Source organism: Streptomyces sp. ICN903 (assembly GCF_022015835.1).
Lineage (GTDB): Bacteria > Actinomycetota > Actinomycetes > Streptomycetales > Streptomycetaceae > Streptomyces > Streptomyces fenghuangensis.
Genome location: NZ_JAKMAY010000101.1, coordinates 1 through 18,019, shown reverse-complemented (window position 1 = coordinate 18,019; position 18,019 = coordinate 1). Strand labels below are relative to the sequence as shown.

Here is an 18,019-nt window from a genome sequence, read left to right as displayed (position 1 = left end):
CCCCTCGGCCCCCGACACCCCGCCGGCCAACAAGGTCATGGACGCCGGCGCGGGCATGGTCGACCGGCTCCGCGACGCCCTCACCGGCCGGGGCAAGGGGCAGTGAGGGCCGCTGAGGGCTGACCGGGCCCACCCACCGGACCACGTGCGGCGGCCGCCGCTCCCACCCGGGAGCGGCGGCCGCCGCACGTGGTCCGGGCGCGCGCCCGGGCGCGCGCCCGGGCGCGCGCCCGGGCGCGCGCCGCCTACGGCGCCGTCGGCGCGGCCGCCCGGTCCCGGCGGAAGACCAGAGCGCCGTCCGACACGTCCACCCGCAGCCGGGTGTGCGGCGCCAGCTCGCCGCCCAGCAGCATCCGCGAGAGCTGGTTGTCCACCTCCCGCTGGATGGTGCGGCGCAGCGGCCGGGCCCCGTACTCCGGCTGGTAGCCGTGCCGGGCCAGCCACTCCACGGCCTGCGGGGTGAAGTCGACCTCCACGTCCTGGGCGTGCAGCCGCCGCCGCGTCTCGTCCAGCAGCATGTCCGTGATCCGCCGCAGCTGCTCGTCGGAGAGCTGCCTGAAGACCACGATCTCGTCGATGCGGTTGAGGAACTCCGGACGGAAGTGCTCGCGCAGCGGGCGCAGCACCCGCTCGCGGCGGGCCGCCTCGTCGGCCTCGCCGCCCGCCGCGCCGGAGGAGAAACCCAGCGCGCCGCCGCGTCCGGTGATGGCCTCGGAGCCGAGGTTGCTGGTCATCACGATGACGGTGTTGGTGAAGTCCACCGTGCGGCCCTGGGAGTCCGTCAGCCGCCCGTCGTCCAGCACCTGGAGCAGGATGTTGAAGACGTCCGGGTGCGCCTTCTCCACCTCGTCCAGCAGCAGCAGCGAGTACGGGTGGCGGCGCACCGCCTCGGTGAGCTGACCGGCCTCCTCGTGGCCGACGTACCCGGGCGGTGCGCCGACCAGGCGGCTGACGGTGTGCCGCTCCTGGTACTCGCTCATGTCCAGGCGCACCATCCGGTCGTCGGTGCCGAACAGCGCCTCCGCCAGCGCACGGGCCAGTTCGGTCTTGCCCACACCGGTGGGGCCGAGGAAGAGGAAGCTGCCGATCGGGCGGTCGGGGCTGGACAGCCCGGCCCGCGAGCGCAGCACGGCGTCCGCGACCACGGAGACCGCCTCGTCCTGGCCCACCACCCGCCGGTGCAGGTGCTCCTCCAGGCCCAGCAGCCGGGCCTTCTCCTCCTGGGTGAGGGTGCTGACGGGGATGCCGGTCTGCCGGGAGACGATGTCGGCGATGTCCTCCACACCGACCTCGGCGATACGGTCACCCACCGGCTGCCTCCCGTCCCCCTCGGCGGCCTGCCGCTCCACCTCCGCCAGGCGGTCGCGCAGCTCCCTGGCGCGCTCGTAGTCCTCGTCGGCCACCGCCTGGTCCTTGTCGCGCCGCAGCTGCTCGGCCTCGCGTTCCAGGGCCCGCACGTCGGTGCCCCGGGTGGAGGAGCGCAGCCGCACCCGCGCGCCGGCCTGGTCCATCAGGTCGATCGCCTTGTCCGGCAGGAAGCGGTCGGTCAGATAGCGGTCGGACAGCTCCACGGCCGCCAGCAGCGCCTCGTCGCTGTAGCGGACCTGGTGGTGCGCCTCGTAGCGGTCGCGCAGCCCCCGCAGGATCTCCACGGCGTCGGCCGTGGTCGGCTCGGGGACCAGGACGGGCTGGAAACGGCGGGCCAGCGCGGCGTCCTTCTCGATGTGGCGGCGGTGCTCCTCCAGTGTGGTGGCGCCGATGACGTGCAGCTCGCCGCGGGACAGGGCCGGCTTGAGCATGTTGCTGGCGTCCATCGCGCCGCTCTCGCCGCCGCCCCCGGCGCCCACCACCGTGTGCAGCTCGTCGATGAAGACGATCAGCTCGTCGGTGTGCTCGCGGATCTCGTCGATGATGCCGCTGAGCCGCTCCTCGAAGTCGCCGCGGTAGCGGGTGCCGGCGACCACGCCCGCGAAGTCGAGCTGGACGACGCGGCGGCCCAGCAGGTTGTCCGGCACGTCGCCGTCGGCGATGCGCTGGGCCAGGCCCTCCACGATGGCGGTCTTGCCGACGCCCGCCTCGCCGATCAGCACCGGGTTGTTCTTGCCCCGCCGGGCCAGGATCTCGATGGTCTGCTCGATCTGCTCGTCGCGGCCGATCACCGGGTCGATGCGGCCCTCGCGGGCGAGTTCGGTCAGGTCGCGGCCGAACTTGTCCAGGTTCGGCGTGCTGCCTCCTCCCGGCCGCCCTCCGGGGGCGGGCGGGCGTTCGCCGGCCGGGCCCGGGCCGCCGGGCTGCGGCCCCTCCGGGAGCCCGGAGCGCGGATCGAAGTGGGCGGCGTTGAGGATCTGGCCGGCCGCGGAGTCCCGGTTGGCGGCCAGGGCCACCAGCACGTGCTCCGGGCCGATGTAGGACGAACCGGAGGAGCGGGCGACCTGGTGGGCGTCCATCAGGGCGCGCTTGACGGCGGGGCTGACGGAGATGGAGGAGCGCGGCGGACCGTCACCGGCGTGCCGGTCGATCTCGGAGACGATGGTGTCGGGATCGCCGCCGGCGCGGGAGACCATGGCGCGGGTCGGGTCGGTGGTGAGCGCCGCCCGCAGCAGGTGCTCGGTGTTGAGGTCGGTGCTGCCGTGCTGCGCGGCGTAGGACGCCGCGGAGGAGACGAGCTGCCGGGCGGGCTCGCTCATCAGCCGCACGAAGTCGAAGTACCGGGGCCCCGGCCGCTGCCCGCCCGACGACGAGGCGCCCAGGAAGCGCGCGAGGAACTCTCCGAGCGGATCCCGGCCGAAGTCCTCGGGACCCATGTACCCGCTGGTCATAGATGTCCATCCCGCCGGCCCGGCGGTCCGGGCCGCGCTGCTGTCTCGGTGCGTCTGTCTCGACGCACCGGGGTTCCCCCTCGGGCCGGTACGACACGTCGGGTACGGCCCCACTTGTCCACAAGCGCCGCGGGCGGCAGGTGTGAGCCGGGCGTACGGGGTTATCCGGAGCGTGCGACTTCTCCGGCACGGTCTTCGCCGGCGGTGCCGCATGCCCGTGGGATCGCCCGCGGGTCCGTCTGTCGGTTCGGGGTCGGGAGGACACGGTCGATGTCGTTGCTGTCGGGTCTGCCGGGTGTGCCGGGGCTGCCGGGTCTGCGTCTGCCGGGGCCTTCGCCGGCCGATCTGGTGCCGCAGGGGGTGAGGGCCGGGGCGCGTGAGGCGGTGGGCACCGCAGGCCGGCTGGCCGGACAGTTCATGGGACTGTCGCGCCGGGCCGTGTGGTCCCGGCCGGGACGCTGCTACATCGCCGTCCACGGGGTCAACACCCCGGAGGGCGAGCGGACCGCCCAGCGCGTGGAACGCGTCCTGGAACGGCATCCCGGGGTGCTGTGGGCGCGGGTGAACGCGCCGTCGGGGCGGGTGGTGGTGGCACTGGAGTCCCCGCCGCCGCCCGAACGCGAACTGGTGGCGCTGGTGGAGCGCGCGGAGGGGCACGTCCCCTGCGCGGACGAGGAGCACGAGGAGTGGTGCCAGGAGCCGCACCACCCCTGCGAGGGACCGCGGACCGGCCAGTCCGTCACCGCCCTGGCGGCCGACGTGGTGGGTCTGGGGCTGTCCACGCTCAACCGGGTGGCCCCCTGGACGCCGCTGCCGCCCGAGGTGGCGGCCCTCACCGGGGCCGTGGCCCGCCACCCCCGGCTGAGGCGACTGGTCGCCAGGGGGCTGCACGACCCGCAGCAGGCGGACTCCCTGCTGCCGGTCCTCACCGCCCTGACCCAGGGCGTGGCCACGCGCGGCGGCGGCCTCGTGCTCGACGTCGTGGAACGCATGGCGCAGTGGCGGGAGGCCGGGGCCTACCGCAGGGCGTGGGAGGAGGCCGAGGCGCGGCTGGTGGGCAGCCCCGGGGACGCGGCGGCCGGCCCGGTCGCGGTGGAGCGGCCCGTGCCCCCGCCCCCCGACGCCGTCGACCGCTACGTCGAGCGCTCGATGGCGCTGACGGCCGCGGCCGGGGCGGCGACCGCGCCGTTCGCCGGACCGCGGCGCGGGCTGGCGGTGGCGCTCTCCGGTGTGCCCAAGGCCCCGGACGCGGGCCGGGAGGGCTTCGCCACCACACTCGGCCGCGCCCTGGCACTGCGGGGGGCGACCGTCATGGACCGGAGCGTGCTGCGCAGGCTGGGCCAGACGGACACCGTCGTGCTGGACGAGGAGGCGCTCAGCGGCAGCCACCACGAACTGGCCGATCTGGTGCCGCTGGAGGGCGCCGAGCCCCGGGAGGCCGCCGAACGGCTCTTCGCGCTCTTCGCCCCCGAGAGGATCGGCGAGACCCACCGGGACGAGGACGGCTGGGTCCTGGGCCCGCTGGAGGAGCTGGAGCTGACCGGGCGCAAGGGGGCGCGGGCGGCGGCCCGGTTGCGCCGGCAGGGCAGCGAGAGCGTCCTGGGCCTGGCCAGGGGCAGGCGGCTGGAGGCCGTCGCCGGCCTGGCCCGGCAGAAGGCCCCGGGCGCGGACGCGGTGGCGGCCGCGGCCCGCCGGGCCGGGGCGCGTGTGGTCCTGGCCAGTGCCCGCCCCGAGCCGGCGTTCGGCTTCGCCGACGCCGTCGTCCCCGGCGGGGACCGCCTCACCGCCTCCCTGCGCGGGCTGCAGGCGGACGGCGCGGTGGTGCTGCTGCTGTCGGGCGACCGGCGGGCGCTGGCCGCCGCCGACTGCGGAATCGGCGTGCACCGCGAGGGCGAGCCGCCGGCCTGGGGCGCGCACATCCTGATCGGCACCGACCTGGAGTCGGCCGGCCTGGTCGTGGACGCGGTCGGGGTGGCGGCCCAGGTCGACCGGGAGAGCCGGTTCCTGGCCGCGGGCGGCAGCGGCGTCGGCGCCGTCGCGGCCCTCCAGGCGCCTCCCCAGCGGGCGACGGCCCGCGGCGCCGCGGCGGGCACCGGCGCCGGAACCGCGGCGTTCTGCCTGGGCACCTGGCGGGCCCGGCAGCTGCTGTCCCGCCCGGTCACCCCGCCGGCGGAGACCACTCCCTGGCATCTGATGCCCGCCGCCCGCGTACTGGAGCGGCTGGGCAGCACCGACGAGGGCCTGAGCAGGGAGGAGGCCGAGCAGCGGGCGGGCCGGGACACCACCTCCGGGCAGCCGGCGCGCATCGGCCTGCCGGCCGCGTTCATCGAGGAGCTGGCCAACCCGCTCACCCCGGTGCTCGCGGCGGGCGCCGCACTGTCGGCGGCCGTGGGCTCGCGCACCGACGCGGCGCTGGTGGCCGGCATCACCGGCGCGTCCGCCCTGGTGGGCGCCGTCCAGCGGGTCAGGACCGACAAGGCGCTGGAGGAGCTGTTCGCCCGCTCGGCGATCGGCGCGCGGGTGCGGCGCGGCGGGGCCGAGCGTCTGGTGGCCGCGGGAGACCTGGTGGTCGGGGACGTGGTGGTGCTGCGCTCCCAGGAGGTCGTCCCCGCCGACTGCCGGCTGCTGCGGGGCGAGGGGCTGGAGGTCGACGAGTCCTCGCTGACCGGCGAGTCCCTGCCGGTGGCCAAGGACCCGGCGCCGGTGGTCGCCGCGCAGATCGCCGACCGCCGCTCGATGCTCTACGAGGGCACCACCGTCTCGGCGGGCACCGCGGTGGCCGTCGTGGTGGCCACCGGATCGGCCACCGAGGTCGGGCGCAGCCTGGCCACCGCCCGCCAGAAGGCCCCCGACACCGGGGTGGAGTCGCGGCTGCACGCCCTGACGAAGACCAGCCTGCCGCTGGCACTCGGCTCGGCCGCCGCGGTCGCCGGATCCGGGCTGCTGCACGGCCGCCCTCTGGCGGACACGCTCGCCTCGGCGGTGAACCTGGCCGTCGCCTCCGTGCCCGAGGGGCTGCCGCTGCTGGTCAACGCGGCGCAGCTCGCCGCCGCCCGCCGCCTGGCCGACCACGGCGCGCTGGTGCGCAACCCCCGCACCATCGAGGCGCTCGGCCGCGCCGACGTGCTCTGCTTCGACAAGACCGGCACCCTCACCGAGGGCGATCTGCAGCTGGCCGCCGTCAGCGACGGCCGGCGCGAGCTGCCCGCCGACCGGCTCGACGCCGCCCGCAAGCAGATCCTGGGCGCCGCGCTGCGCGCCACCCCGCCGGCCCGCGCCTCCGAGCCCATGGAGCACCAGACCGACCGCGCGGTGGTGGCCGGGGCCCGGCGCGCGAAGGTGGCCGTACGCCAGGGCGCGCCGCAGTGGCGGCGCACCGACGCCCTGCCGTTCGAGCCGTCCCGCGCCTACCACGCCACCGCCGGCCGTACCTCGCGCGGAATGCTGCTCAGCGTCAAGGGCGCGCCCGAGAACGTGCTGGAGCGCTGCATCCGGCTGCGGGAGGGGAGCGGTGGGAAGGACGCCGGGAAGGAGAAGGAGCTCGACGCGGCGGCCCGCGAGCGCCTGACCGGCGCGGCCGAGGAACTCGCCGGCGCCGGGCGGCGGGTGCTGGCCGTGGCGGAGCGCCCGCTGGAGACGGGGGAGGACCTCACCGACGAGGCCGTCGCCGGTCTGACGTTCCTCGGTTTCGTGGCCCTGGCCGACCCGGTGCGCTCCTCGGCCGCGCCGGCCACCGCGCGGCTGCGGGCGGCCGGGGTGCAGACGGTGATGCTCACCGGCGACCACCCCGCCACCGCGGACGCCATCGCGGCCACCGTCAGCGAGGACCCCGACCAGAAGGTGTGCACGGGCGCCGAGATCGACGAGCTGAGCGACGAGGAACTCGACGAACTGCTGCCCACGCTCGACGTCATCGCCCGGTGCAGCCCCCACCACAAGGTCCGCATCGTCCAGGCGTACCAGCGCATCGGGCGGGTGGTGGCGATGACCGGGGACGGCGCCAACGACGCCCCGGCCATCCGGCTGGCGGACGTGGGCATCGCGCTCGGGCGGCGCGGCACGCCCGCCGCGACCGCCGCCGCCGATCTGGTCGTCGGCGACGACCGGCTGGAGACGATCATCGCCGCGCTGCTGGAGGGCCGCGCGATGTGGGGCTCGGTGCGCGACGCGCTGGCCATCCTCGTCGGCGGCAACCTCGGGGAGGTGGCCTTCAGCGTGCTGGCCGCCGCACTGACCGGCAGCTCGCCCCTGAACGCCCGCCAGATCATGCTCGTCAACCTCCTCACCGACCTCGCCCCGGCGCTGGCCATCGCGGTGCGCGAACCGGCGACGGAGGCCGGCGAGCGGCTGCTGAGCGAGGGCCCGGACCGCTCCCTGGGCGCCGGCCTGAGCCAGGAGGTGCTGCTGCGCGGCGCCACCACCACGCTCGGCGCCGGGCTGGCCTGGGGCGCGGCCAGGCTCACCGGGCGGGGACGGCGCGCCGGGACGGTGGCCCTGGCCTCGGTGGTGGGCACCCAGCTCGCGCAGACGCTGCTCACCGGCGGGCTGGACCGCAATGTGCTGACGGCCGGGATCGGTTCGGCCGCGGCCCTGGTGGGGGTCATCCAGACGCCCGGGGTCAGCCAGTTCTTCGGCTGCACCCCGCTCGGTCCCGTCGCCTGGGGCATCACCCTCGGCTCGATCACCACGGCCACGCTGCTGGGCGCCGCCGCGGGCCCGGTGGTGCGCAGGCTGGTGCCGGAACCGGAGGGGTGGGCCCCGCCGGAGCAGGCCGGGGAGACGGCAGGGGAGCCCGACGGGGGAAAGGACGGGACACCGCAGCGGCCGGGGGAGTGAGCCCGCGCGCGGGAGGGGGCGTACGGCATGCCGTACGCCCCCTCCCGCGCGCATGGGAGAACCGCGGAAGAAACCGCGGCCCGTGACCACCGTGGAGGCGGTCACGGGCCGCGGCCACATGACAGGGGGTGAGGAGCCCCCTCGCGGTCGGAGGACCGGGTCAGACCTGGCCGCGCCAGGCGCCCGTCTCCGCGCCACGCTTCTCGATGAACTCCTTGAACCGCTTCAGGTCGCCCTTGGCGCGGTGGCGGACCACGCCGAGCTTGTCGCCGACGGTGTCCGTCGCGCCCTCGGGGTCGTGGTCCATCTGGAGCATCACCTTGGTCGTGCTGTCGTCCAGCCGGTGGAAGGTGACCACACCGGCCTGCTTGGCCTCGCCGTCGACCGTCGTCCACGCCACCCGCTCGTCCGGGATCTGCTCGGTGATGCGGGCGTCGAACTCCCGCTCGGCGCCGGCGACCTTCGTCACCCAGTGGGTCAGTGTGTCGTCCTTCTGCTCGACCCGCTCGACGCCTTCCATGAACTCGGGGAAGCTCTCGAACTGGGTCCACTGGTTGTACGCGGTGCGCACCGGCACGCGGACCTCGATCGACTCCTCGACGTGAGACATCCAGCATCCCTTCTCTCGCTGTGATGACCGGTATGTGACGCTTTGTGTCGTTGCCTCACGCCTACCCGGAACGGGTACGGCCATGCGGGTGTGTTCGGTGAACACCCGTCAGGTCCGCGGGGCCTGCCGGCGGGGCGTCAGGGCAGCGGGGTTCCGCCGGTGGCGTTGACGACCTCGGCGGTGATGTAACTCGCCTCCTGGGAGGCCAGGAAGACATAGGCCGGGGCCATCTCGGCGGGCTGGGCGGGCCGCCCCAGCGGGGACTGCGCGCCGAACTCCGAGGTGTCGGGCATCGTCGCGGGGATCAGCGGGGTCCACACCGGCCCCGGGGCGACGGCGTTGACCCGGATCCCCCGCTCGGCCAGGTACTGGGCGAGTCCCTGGGTGAAGGTGACGATGGCGCCCTTGGTCATCGCGTAGTCGAGCAGATGGGGGCTGGGCTTGTACCCCTGCACCGAGGTGGTGTTGATGATGCTGCCACCCGAGGGGATGTGGGGCAGGGACAGCTTGGAGAGCCAGAACATGCCGTAGAGGTTGGTGCGCATCGTCCGGTCGAACTGCTCGGTGTCGATACCTTCGATGCTCTCGGGCTGCGCCATCTGGAAGGCCGCGTTGTTCACCAGGACGTCGATGCGCCCGAACTCCGCCACCGCCCGTTCCACCAGCCGGCGGCACTCGGACTCCTCGCGGATGTCGCACAGCAGGGGCACGGCCTTCCGGCCGGCCTCCTCGACCAGCCGCGCCGTCTCCCGGGCGTCCTTCTCCTCCTGGGCGAGGTAGGTGAACAGCACGTCCGCGCCCTCCCGTGCGAAGGCGAGGGCCACGGCGCGTCCGATGCCCGAGTCGCCGCCGGTGACGACCGTCTTCCGGTCCGTCAGGCGGCCGCTGCCCCGGTAGGACGACTCGCCGTGGTCGGGCTCGGGTTCCATCCGCCCGGTCAGGCCGGGGTGCGGCTGATCCTGCTGGGGGAACTCCGGCCGCGGGTGCTTCCGGGTGGGGTCCTGCTGCTCCTGGTCGCTCATGTCCGCCTTTCTTCCTCCGTCTCGCCGTCTCTTCCGTGCCGCCGGTTCCCCGGCTCTCCTCGCTGCCGCCGCCCGCCACCACGGCGGACGCCCGCCCCCGCAGGACGCCGCGCCCGCCCGGAGCCCTCGGGCTCCGGGCGGGCGCGGCGTCCGGGTGGACGCGGTGTCCGCCCGTCCCGGCGGGAGGCGTACCCGGGCCGTCGCCGTCAGGTGCGGTGGCTGGTGTCCTCGACGCCCAGCCCGAGGGCCCGGGCGATGTCCTGGACGTTCCGGAACTCCTGCCCGGCCGGCAGCCTCTCCGCCAGACCCAGCAGCCGGTCGGGGGCGTTGTTCTCGCGCAGTTTGCCGAGTACGGCGTCGCGGTCGGCCGGGTAGAGCCCCAGGCCCAGGTGCCGGGCCAGCTCGCTGCGGACCTCGACGTCGTTCTGGTCCATCCCCGGAGGCGTGCCGCCGGTGAGCACGGTGTTCGGCGCGCGGTCCACATCGGGCTGGTCCTCGCCCGAGGGCTGGAGCTCGTGGTCCTCCTCCATGCGCAGGGACCGGCCCGCGCGGAGCTCGCCCTCCATCTCCTGCTTGAGCTCGTCGTCCCGGGCGGCGCCGGTCTTGTTCTTCCCGTGCGTGGCCATCTCGTCCTCCCGAAGGGTCGAAGCGCTGGTCGGCGGCGTGCGCCGACGTGGGGACCGCGTTCCCGGGAATGCCTGGATTACACCGTTTGCGGATCTTTTGCGTTCGGCTCCGCGGTCACCCCATGTCGCCGCGCCGCTCCGGGGTGACGTCGGCGATGTCCCTGCGCCCGACGTTCTCGGCCTGATCGATGGCCGCGACGTCCGGATGGTGCAGGTCGAACGCCGGGGACTCGGAGCGGACCTTCGGCAGGGTGACGAAGTTGTGCCGCGGCGGCGGGCAGGAGGTCGCCCACTCCAGCGAGCGGCCGTAGCCCCACGGGTCGTCCACGGCGACCTTCGGCGCGTACTTCGCCGTCTTCCAGACGTTGTACCAGAACACCAGGAACGACATACCCAGCAGGAACGAGCCGATGCTGGAGACGGTGTTCAGCGCGGTGAAGCCGTCGGCCGCCAGGTAGTCGGCGTACCGGCGCGGCATGCCCTCCGCGCCCAGCCAGTGCTGGACCAGGAAAGTCATGTGGAAGCCGATGAACAGCACCCAGAAGGTGATCTTGCCGAGCCGCTCGTCGAGCATCCTCCCGGTGAACTTCGGCCACCAGAAGTGGAAGCCGGCGAACATCGCGAAGACGACCGTGCCGAAGACCACGTAGTGGAAGTGCGCCACCACGAAGTAGGAGTCGGTCACATGCCAGTCCAGCGGCGGGGAGGCCAGGATGACGCCGGTCAGACCGCCGAAGAGGAAGGTGACCAGGAAGCCGATCGCCCACAGCATCGGCGTCTCGAAGCTCAGCGAGCCCTTCCACATCGTGCCGATCCAGTTGAAGAACTTCACGCCGGTGGGCACCGCGATCAGGAACGACATGAAGGAGAAGAACGGCAGCAGCACACCGCCGGTGGCGAACATGTGGTGCGCCCACACGGTGATCGACAGGCCGGTGATGGCGATGGTGGCGCCGATCAGGCCGATGTAGCCGAAGATCGGCTTGCGGCTGAAGACCGGGACGACCTCCGTGATGATGCCGAAGAACGGCAGCGCGATGATGTAGACCTCGGGGTGGCCGAAGAACCAGAACAGGTGCTGCCACAGCAGCGCGCCGCCGTTGGACGGGTCGAAGATGTGCGAGCCGAACACCCGGTCCGACTCCAGGGCGAACAGCGCCGCCGCGAGCGGTGGGAAGGCCAGCAGGACCAGCACGCTGGTCAGCAGCACGTTCCAGGTGAAGATCGGCATCCGGAACATCGTCATGCCGGGGGCGCGCATGCAGACGATCGTGGTGATGAAGTTGACCGCGCCCAGGATCGTGCCGAAGCCGCCCAGGCCGAAGCCCATGATCCACAGATCGCCGCCGACCTGCGGTGTGCGGGTGACGTCGGACAGCGGGGTGTACGCGGTCCATCCGAAATCGGCCGCGCCGTCGGGTGTGAGGTAGGAGGAGACCGCGATCAGCCCGCCGAAGAGGTAGAGCCAGTAGGCGAGCATGTTCAGGCGTGGGAAGGCCACGTCGGGCGCGCCGATCTGCAGCGGCATGATCCAGTTCGCGAAGCCGGCGAACAGCGGGGTGGCGAACAGCAGCAGCATGATCGCGCCGTGCATCGTGAACGACTGGTTGTACTGGTAGTTGGAGAGGATCTGCGTGCCGGGGCGGGCCAGTTCGGCCCGGATCAGCAGGGCCAGCACACCGGCGAGCGTGAAGAAGCCGAAGGAGCTGATGAGGTAGAGGGTGCCGATCTTCTTGTGGTCGGTGGTGGTCAGCCACTCGACCACCACCGCTCCCACGGTTCTCTTCTTCTTCTCCTGCGTCGGCTCCGGCTCTTCCGTCCGCACTGCCATGCCCGTGTCCTCTCGACCCACCAGCTCCGACCGGTGTCCCGGACGCGCCGCCTGTCCGGCGTGCTCCCGCGGTCCCGGTTCCCGTCCTTCTCCACGGGCGGTCTCGTCCGACGGGCCGCCCCGACGTGGATAACACCGCCGCCCGGCTCCACCGGCTTTTGACCCTTCGGTGGGCGTGTGAAACGAATGATGCCTTTGTGTCCTCTGTCCTATGTCTTACGCGCGCGAGCCGTCGGCGGCAACGGCACCGTCCGGGCGCCCGGCTCCGAAGCGCCCGCGGAGCGGCCGCCGGACCCCGGGGGGACGACCCCGCGCGATCCGCCTTCCCCGCCGGGCGCCTCGCGGCCGCGGGGGTCGGCCGGGGCGAACCACAGCAGCCATGCCGCGAACGCCGCTCCGGTGCCCAGCAGGACGGCGAGGACGCAGTCGCCCAGCACTTCGGGAGAAGGGGCGAAAGAGGCCGTCAGGTCGTAGGCGATGTGCCCGGCGACCAGCGGAGTGAGCCTGCGGCAGCGCAGGTAGAGCAGTAGGGCGCACGAGCCGAGCAGCAGCAGGGCGATGCCGGGCACGCCCAGGTACAGGTGCGCCGTCACCCGCAGCAGCAGGCTGAGCGCGCAGGCCGCCCACAGCGGGCGTCCCGCCGCACGGCCCAGTACGACGACGGCGCCCACCAGCACCATCTCCTCGGCGACGCCCGTGAACAGGATGTTGGCCACCATGTCCGCAGGGCCACTCCAGCCCAGTGCCGCGCTCTGGGCGCGGTCCAGAACGGGCAGCCAGGGCGCGGCCGCGGGCAGACCCTTCTGGAGGCCCGCCATCCAGGTGACGGTGGTGTAGGCGAGGACGAAGACCGCCCCGAAGACCATCGCGGCCGTCAGCCGTTCGGCGGCGGGCCGCGCACCGGACGGACCGACCCCCAGCCCGCGCCACCCGGCCCCGTGCCGGGCCGCCAGCTCGCCGCAGAGCCAGGCCAGCAGGGCGGTGGTGGCGACACTGCCCACCACCCCCTGGACCTCGCCGGCCCGCACCAGATCGGCGACGCGGGCGGCGCCGGCGACGGCCGCCACGGCGAGGGCGGCACCACGAAGCCGCGGCGCGTGGCGCTGTGCGAGCAGCCCGGCCAGCCAGCGGCCCGCGGCCAGCGAGCACAGCAGCCGCAGCCACGGAAGCACCGCGCCGGACCACCCGTCCACCGGTGCGCCGGACAGCCGGGCGAAGTCGAGCACCGATCCGGTGAGCGGCACCGCGCACGCCACCAGCAGCAGCCCCCACAGGTCGCGTTCGGCCCGCCGCGCACCGGCGGTACGCGCGAGACGGCGGGCCGGGCCGCGTGCGGTGTCGCGCGTGATGCCGCGCGTGGTGGTGTTCGGCGGTATGTGGGCCACGGGTGTGCTCCCGTACGTCGGCGTCGGCGGAGGGCCGCGCTGTCGAGGAGTGCTGGAAACGGCTCTCCCTATCCGGGTAGCCGGTCGCGGGCGGCCGACACCTGTGAGGCCGGCATCCGGCCGCGAGGTCCCGTGGAGCCCGGCGGAGGCTTCCGCGAGAACCCCACCCGAACGGCCCGGAGGAGACGCGCCCGTGAGGCCGCGTCAGGGCGCGGGTGGCACCTGCTCGCCGTCCGTCCCCCCGGCCCGCCCCTGCCCGGCCGCCCGGCCTCCGGCGGAGCCCGGCCGGGCGGGAATCAGAAGACGTCCAGGGGGATCTCGGGGACGGCGCCCAGCGCCTGCTCGGTCCAGATGGTCTTGCCGGAGGGGGTGTAGCGGCTGCCCCAGCGGTGCGCGAGCTGGGCGATGAGGAACAGCCCCCGGCCGCCCTCGTCGGTCAGCCGGGCCCGGCGCAGATGGGGCTGGGTCTGGCTGGGGTCGGAGACCTCGCAGATCAGGGTCTTGTCCCTGATCAGCCGCAGCCCGATGGGGGAGCCGGCGTAACGGATGGCGTTGGTGACCAGTTCGCTGACGATCAGCTCGGTGGTGAAGGCCATCTCCTCCAGGCCCCAGGCGGTGAGCTGGGCGGTGACCAGCTCGCGGGCCTGGCCGACGACGGTCGGGTCGGCGGTGAACCGCCAGGCCACGGTGGCGCCTTCGGGCAGTGCCCGCACCCGGGCGACGAGAAGGGCGATGTCGTCGGCCGCCGGTTCGGTCAGGACCCGGTCGACGGCGGCGCGTCCGATGTCGGCGGGGGAGCCCCCGGCCTTCACCGCGGCGTGCAGACTCTCTCGCAGCCGCCGCGTCAGGCCCTCGGAGGACGTCTCGTCGTGGGCCACCAACTGGTTGGTGTAGAAGGCCAGTACGCTGCCCGGACCCAGGTGGAGTTCGACGGGCTCGAAGGGCATGCCGCCCACCCCCAGGGCGGGGCCGGGCTTGATGTCCACGTGGCGGGTGCGCCCTTCGGCGCTGGTCAGGATCGGCGGTGGATGGCCGGCGCTGGCCATCGCGCAGCGCCCGGTGACCGGGTCGTAGACGCAGTACAGACAGCTCGCCCCCACGACCCCGCCCGCGCTGCCGTCCGGCTGCGGTTCGGTGTAGGCCAGGCGGGTGGCCAGGTCGTCGAGGTGGGTCAGGAGCTCCTCGGGAGGGAGGTCGAGGTCGGCGAGGGTCTGCACGGCGGTGCGCAGCCGGCCCATGGTGGCCGTCGCGCCCAGCCCGTGCCCGGCCACGTCGCCGATGACGAACGCGACCCGTGTGGAGGACAGTGGGATGACGTCGTACCAGCTCCCGCCGATCCCCGCGGCGGTGCCGGCCGGTACGTAGGTGCCGGCGGTCTCGGCCGCGGTGAAATCCCCTCCGGCCGGGGGCAGCAGACTGCGCTGCAGGGTCTCCACGGTACGCAGCTCGGAGGTGTACCGGCGGGAGTTCTCCACGCTGAGCGCGGCCCGGGAGGCGACCTCCTCCGCCAGGGGGACGTCGTTCACCGCGAAGGGGAGCCGGTCCCGGCCGCGCCACAGACCCAGCACGCCCAGCACCCGCCCCCGGGCGCGCAGCGGGACGATCAGCGCCGAGGCGGCCGCCTCCGGGAACAGCAGCCGCTGCCGCGCCGGGTCGGGAACCAGACGCTTCCCCAGGTCGGCCAGATCGGGCACGAGCACGGCCTGGCCGTCGCGGAGGGCGTCGCTCTCCAGATCCCTGGCGTGGATGGAGTCCCCGCGCTGGTACATCTCGGCCGGCCAGGAGCCGTCCGCCGGGGCCACCGCGATCCGGCGCAGCGGCGTCCCGGCGGAGAAAGCCCCGGGGTCGTCCCCCTGGATCACCTTCTCCACCAGGTCCACACAGGCCAGGTCCGCGAAGTCGGGCACCAGGATGCGGGTCAGCTCCTCGGAGTTGCGGGTGATGTCCAGGGTCTGCCCCAGCCGCGCGGCTGCGGCGTGCAGAAGGGCCAGCCTCCGCCGTGCGGTGTACTGCTCGGTGATGTCGGTGAAGACCGCGGCGACCCCGATGGCACGGCCGTGGCTGTCCTCGAGCCGGAAGGCCGAGGAGGACAGGACCCGCTCCTGGTCGGGAGCCTTCAGGCGCCGCGCCGAGTGCTCCCAGTCGATGACCGCCTCGCCGGTCCGCAGGACCCGCCGCCACTGCTCCTCGATCGCGGCGGCGTCCTCCGGCACGAGGATCGACCGCAGGTCCCGGCCTGGAGTGTGCTGCCAGGGCTTCGCGGGCAGGGGGATGCCGAAGAACTCCGAACCGAGGTTCGCGCGGGTCATGCGCAGCTCGGTGTCGTGGATCACCAGGCCGATGCGACTCTGGCCGAACAGCGCGCGGATGAGCGACTGGTCCTCCGTCCAGCGCCGCCCGCCGGCGGCGGACGGGGCGGCGCACATCAGCAGGCGCGCCTCGCCGCCGGCGGGCAGCGGCAGCACCTCGGCGTCCACCTCGACCGGCGTGCCGTCCCGGTGGCGCAGGGCCGTGCGGAGTTCCACGGGCTCCGAACCGGGGTTGCCGGCCGCTCTGTCCCAGGGGCCGGGCGCGGTGGCGAACTCCGCCATCGGCCGTCCGCGGACCTGGTCGGCCGAACGGCCGATCAGGTCGAGCACGCCGTCCGTGCACCGCAGCACGATCCCGTCCCCGTCCAGCACGAACACCACCGGGCCGCCCCGCGCGGGGTCGGCGCCGGCATCGTGACGATCTGTGGTCGGGCTCACTCGGCTGCCTCGCTCCATGGGAGTGCGACGCTACTTCCGGCCATTCAACCCCGACCGGAGCCTGTGCGCATGACGACGGCCGCCCGCACACCGGCCCGGCGGGGTGCATACCGCGAGGACGGACGGTTACCGTTCCTGAACAGTGAGCAGGAGTGGGTCTTGGACCCATACCTGGTCACTGCGGACACCCCGAACGGTTGTGGATGTCCTGGTCGCCCGCGTACTCGCCGCGTCCGGCGGCACGGATCGTGTCCGTGGTCCGGGAATGCGGGGGCGGGGTCCCTCACGCCCAGGGGCACTCCGGTCGGCCTGGACGGTCCGATGCCCGTGCACATCGCTCTGGTGTGCACGGGGCGGTGTCGTCCGTCGCCGGATCGGGTGCCCCTGGGCGCGTCGTCCGATCGCGATGCTCGCCGCATCGTGCCGGGTGGTCTTACGGGAGGGGCCGGTCATCGGCTTCTGCCAGTGCCGGGCGCCCCACTTGCTCGTGTAGGCCGGGTCCACGGCGATGATCGCGATGCCTGTGGCGTCGGCCATGGAGGTCAGCCGGGCGCGGAGCCTGCCGGTCGGCATGCCGGAGATGAGTTGCCGGAATCGGCGCTTGCGCCCGTGCTTCTCTCTGGTTTTCTCGGCCCGGAAGTCGAGGTCTTCCACCGCGATGGCCCTGACGCCGCAGGCCCTGGCCCAGTTCAGCAGCCGCGTGAGGGCGTGCCGTACCTGGGCGTCGCGGTGCTGGGCGCCTTGGGACAGGTCGAAGAAGAACCGGCGCGGCCGGCCGATCGGGTTACCGTGAGTGTCGAGACGCCAGGCGGCGAGGTGATCGGCGTTGGTGTCCACGCCGATCACGCCATCGACGAGGGCGGCTTGGAGCGGGATGGTCCTGGTGGGAGGGATCTGCCAGGAGGCCTCCACATACCAGCGCCCGCGCCCTGTGTCGTAGTGGATGCGGTAGGCCACGGCCCGGTTCGCCTCCACACGGTCAGCCCACTCCTGCCCCCGGTAAGGCAGGCGCACCTTCGCAGCGAGTACATACCGGCCGTGCCTGGCGTTCGCCAGGCCGGCGAGCGGGGCCGGGAGCTTGACCGACACCTCGCCTTCGGGCGTGATGCGGATCGTCTCGTTGCCGAACCCTTTCCCCGACTCGCCGTCTGCCTGGAGGAACCAGCGCCCGGCTTCCCACCGCTCACGCCACTGGGCCTCGGTGAGCTGCGCGGTGTCGAGGTGGTGACGGGTGCCCAGCAGACGTCTGCCGCCACGCACGACCCGTACCCGGCCCGCTTCCCGGTCGGCCCGGACCTGGTCGAGCCGGTCCTGAAGCACCTGCAGGCGGCGTGCTTTGTGGAACCACTCGTGCGCGCAGCGGTAGCCGCCCGGAGTCCGCTTGGTGCCCTTCTGGCCGACCGGCAGCGACAGCCGGTGCCGGATCGTGGTGATACCGGCTTCGAGGGACTGGATGTGCGCGGCTTGGCCGCGCCGGGCGAGTGCCCACTGGTCATGGGTGGCCTTCGTGATCGCCCCGGCCCACCGGGACGACGACTCGGCCGTCAGGTCCCGTTTACGGGTCGCCCATGACTGGGTGGAGTGCTTCAGGCCGCCGGCGCAACGCGCCTTGAGGTCCTTCGAGGCGAGCGAGCCCAGGTGCGCCCCCACCAGGCGCAGAACCCTCTCATCCCCGGGTGTGAGGTCCCTCAGCCGGGTACGAACCGTCACACCGGACGGGCCGGGAACGACGAACGGCGCGGCGATCGGGCGGAGGTCAGCCATGTTCGGCGGCTTCCAGTGCCCTGCCAGCCCGGTTCCTCGCCGACCCGCGCCCGTACCGGCGGGCGCGGAACGACGTCAGCACCTCCACCACATCGTGCACCAGATCGTCTTCGGCCTCGCCGTCGCCCAGCACCAGCAGGCGACGGCCCGTGGCGGACAGGGCGGCAGCGCCCCCTCACGGAACCAGCGATACGCGGTCTGCGGACGCATGCCCTGCGTCTTCGCCCATTCCGTCAGATTCACGCTCCGACAACGACACCCACTCATACATGGTTACGCCCACTTGCCCGACTTCGAAGACCAGCAGGTGGTTACCCCGTGAGCCGGGCGGGAATCACGGTGCCGCCCGCGCGCCTTCGGGGAGCGGCGGGGGTGGGAG

The 18,019-nt window shown here is 73.7% G+C and carries 10 protein-coding genes and 1 pseudogene; 2 read left to right on the top strand and 9 right to left on the bottom strand.

Translation table 11 applies throughout. The features are described 5' to 3' along the window. A pseudogene (locus tag L7D48_RS13030) lies at nt 1-106 on the top strand (hemerythrin domain-containing protein); the annotation flags it as partial. A gap of 139 nt (nt 107-245) precedes the next feature. On the opposite strand, the gene L7D48_RS13025 reads toward L7D48_RS13030, so the two are convergent. Then, nucleotides 246-2,819, bottom strand: a complete 2,574-nt coding sequence (locus L7D48_RS13025) for an ATP-dependent Clp protease ATP-binding subunit (RefSeq protein ID WP_237879586.1) — start codon at nt 2,817-2,819, stop codon at nt 246-248. A gap of 270 nt (nt 2,820-3,089) precedes the next feature. Here L7D48_RS13025 and L7D48_RS13020 point away from each other — a divergent pair, with 270 nt between their 5' ends. Continuing rightward, nucleotides 3,090-7,655 (top strand): cation-translocating P-type ATPase, encoded by a 4,566-nt coding sequence (locus tag L7D48_RS13020; RefSeq protein WP_237879585.1) that lies wholly within the window; start codon nt 3,090-3,092, stop codon nt 7,653-7,655. Nucleotides 7,656-7,815: 160 nt separating this feature from the next. On the opposite strand, the gene L7D48_RS13015 is transcribed toward L7D48_RS13020, so the two are convergent. From L7D48_RS13015 to L7D48_RS12980, 8 genes are all read right to left on the bottom strand, one after another. Continuing rightward, on the bottom strand, nt 7,816-8,265 hold the full coding sequence (locus L7D48_RS13015; protein ID WP_206347593.1) for an SRPBCC family protein: 450 nt from the start codon (nt 8,263-8,265) through the stop codon (nt 7,816-7,818). A 137-nt stretch (nt 8,266-8,402) separates the two neighbouring features. Then, on the bottom strand, nt 8,403-9,287 hold the full coding sequence (locus L7D48_RS13010) for an SDR family oxidoreductase (RefSeq protein ID WP_237879584.1): 885 nt from the start codon (nt 9,285-9,287) through the stop codon (nt 8,403-8,405). A gap of 206 nt (nt 9,288-9,493) precedes the next feature. After that, on the bottom strand, nt 9,494-9,913 hold the full coding sequence (locus L7D48_RS13005) for a DUF2795 domain-containing protein (RefSeq protein ID WP_237879583.1): 420 nt from the start codon (nt 9,911-9,913) through the stop codon (nt 9,494-9,496). A 115-nt stretch (nt 9,914-10,028) separates the two neighbouring features. Next, a complete protein-coding gene (ctaD, locus tag L7D48_RS13000; protein WP_237879582.1) occupies nt 10,029-11,744 on the bottom strand; it encodes a cytochrome c oxidase subunit I in 1,716 nt (571 codons plus the stop codon). A gap of 209 nt (nt 11,745-11,953) precedes the next feature. Then, nucleotides 11,954-13,129, bottom strand: a complete 1,176-nt coding sequence (locus L7D48_RS29445; protein ID WP_237879581.1) for a type II CAAX prenyl endopeptidase Rce1 family protein — start codon at nt 13,127-13,129, stop codon at nt 11,954-11,956. Between the two features lie 296 nt (nt 13,130-13,425). Next, nucleotides 13,426-15,876, bottom strand: a complete 2,451-nt coding sequence (locus L7D48_RS12990; RefSeq protein WP_237879580.1) for a SpoIIE family protein phosphatase — start codon at nt 15,874-15,876, stop codon at nt 13,426-13,428. A 126-nt stretch (nt 15,877-16,002) separates the two neighbouring features. Then, on the bottom strand, nt 16,003-17,640 hold the full coding sequence (locus L7D48_RS12985; RefSeq protein WP_237879579.1) for a transposase: 1,638 nt from the start codon (nt 17,638-17,640) through the stop codon (nt 16,003-16,005). Further along, nucleotides 17,633-17,773 carry a hypothetical protein gene (locus L7D48_RS12980; RefSeq protein ID WP_374492114.1) on the bottom strand — a complete coding sequence of 47 codons (141 nt, stop codon included), beginning with the start codon at nt 17,771-17,773 and terminating at the stop codon, nt 17,633-17,635. Before L7D48_RS12980 ends, L7D48_RS12985 begins: the two co-directional genes overlap by 8 nt. Nucleotides 17,774-18,019: the final 246 nt, after the last annotated feature.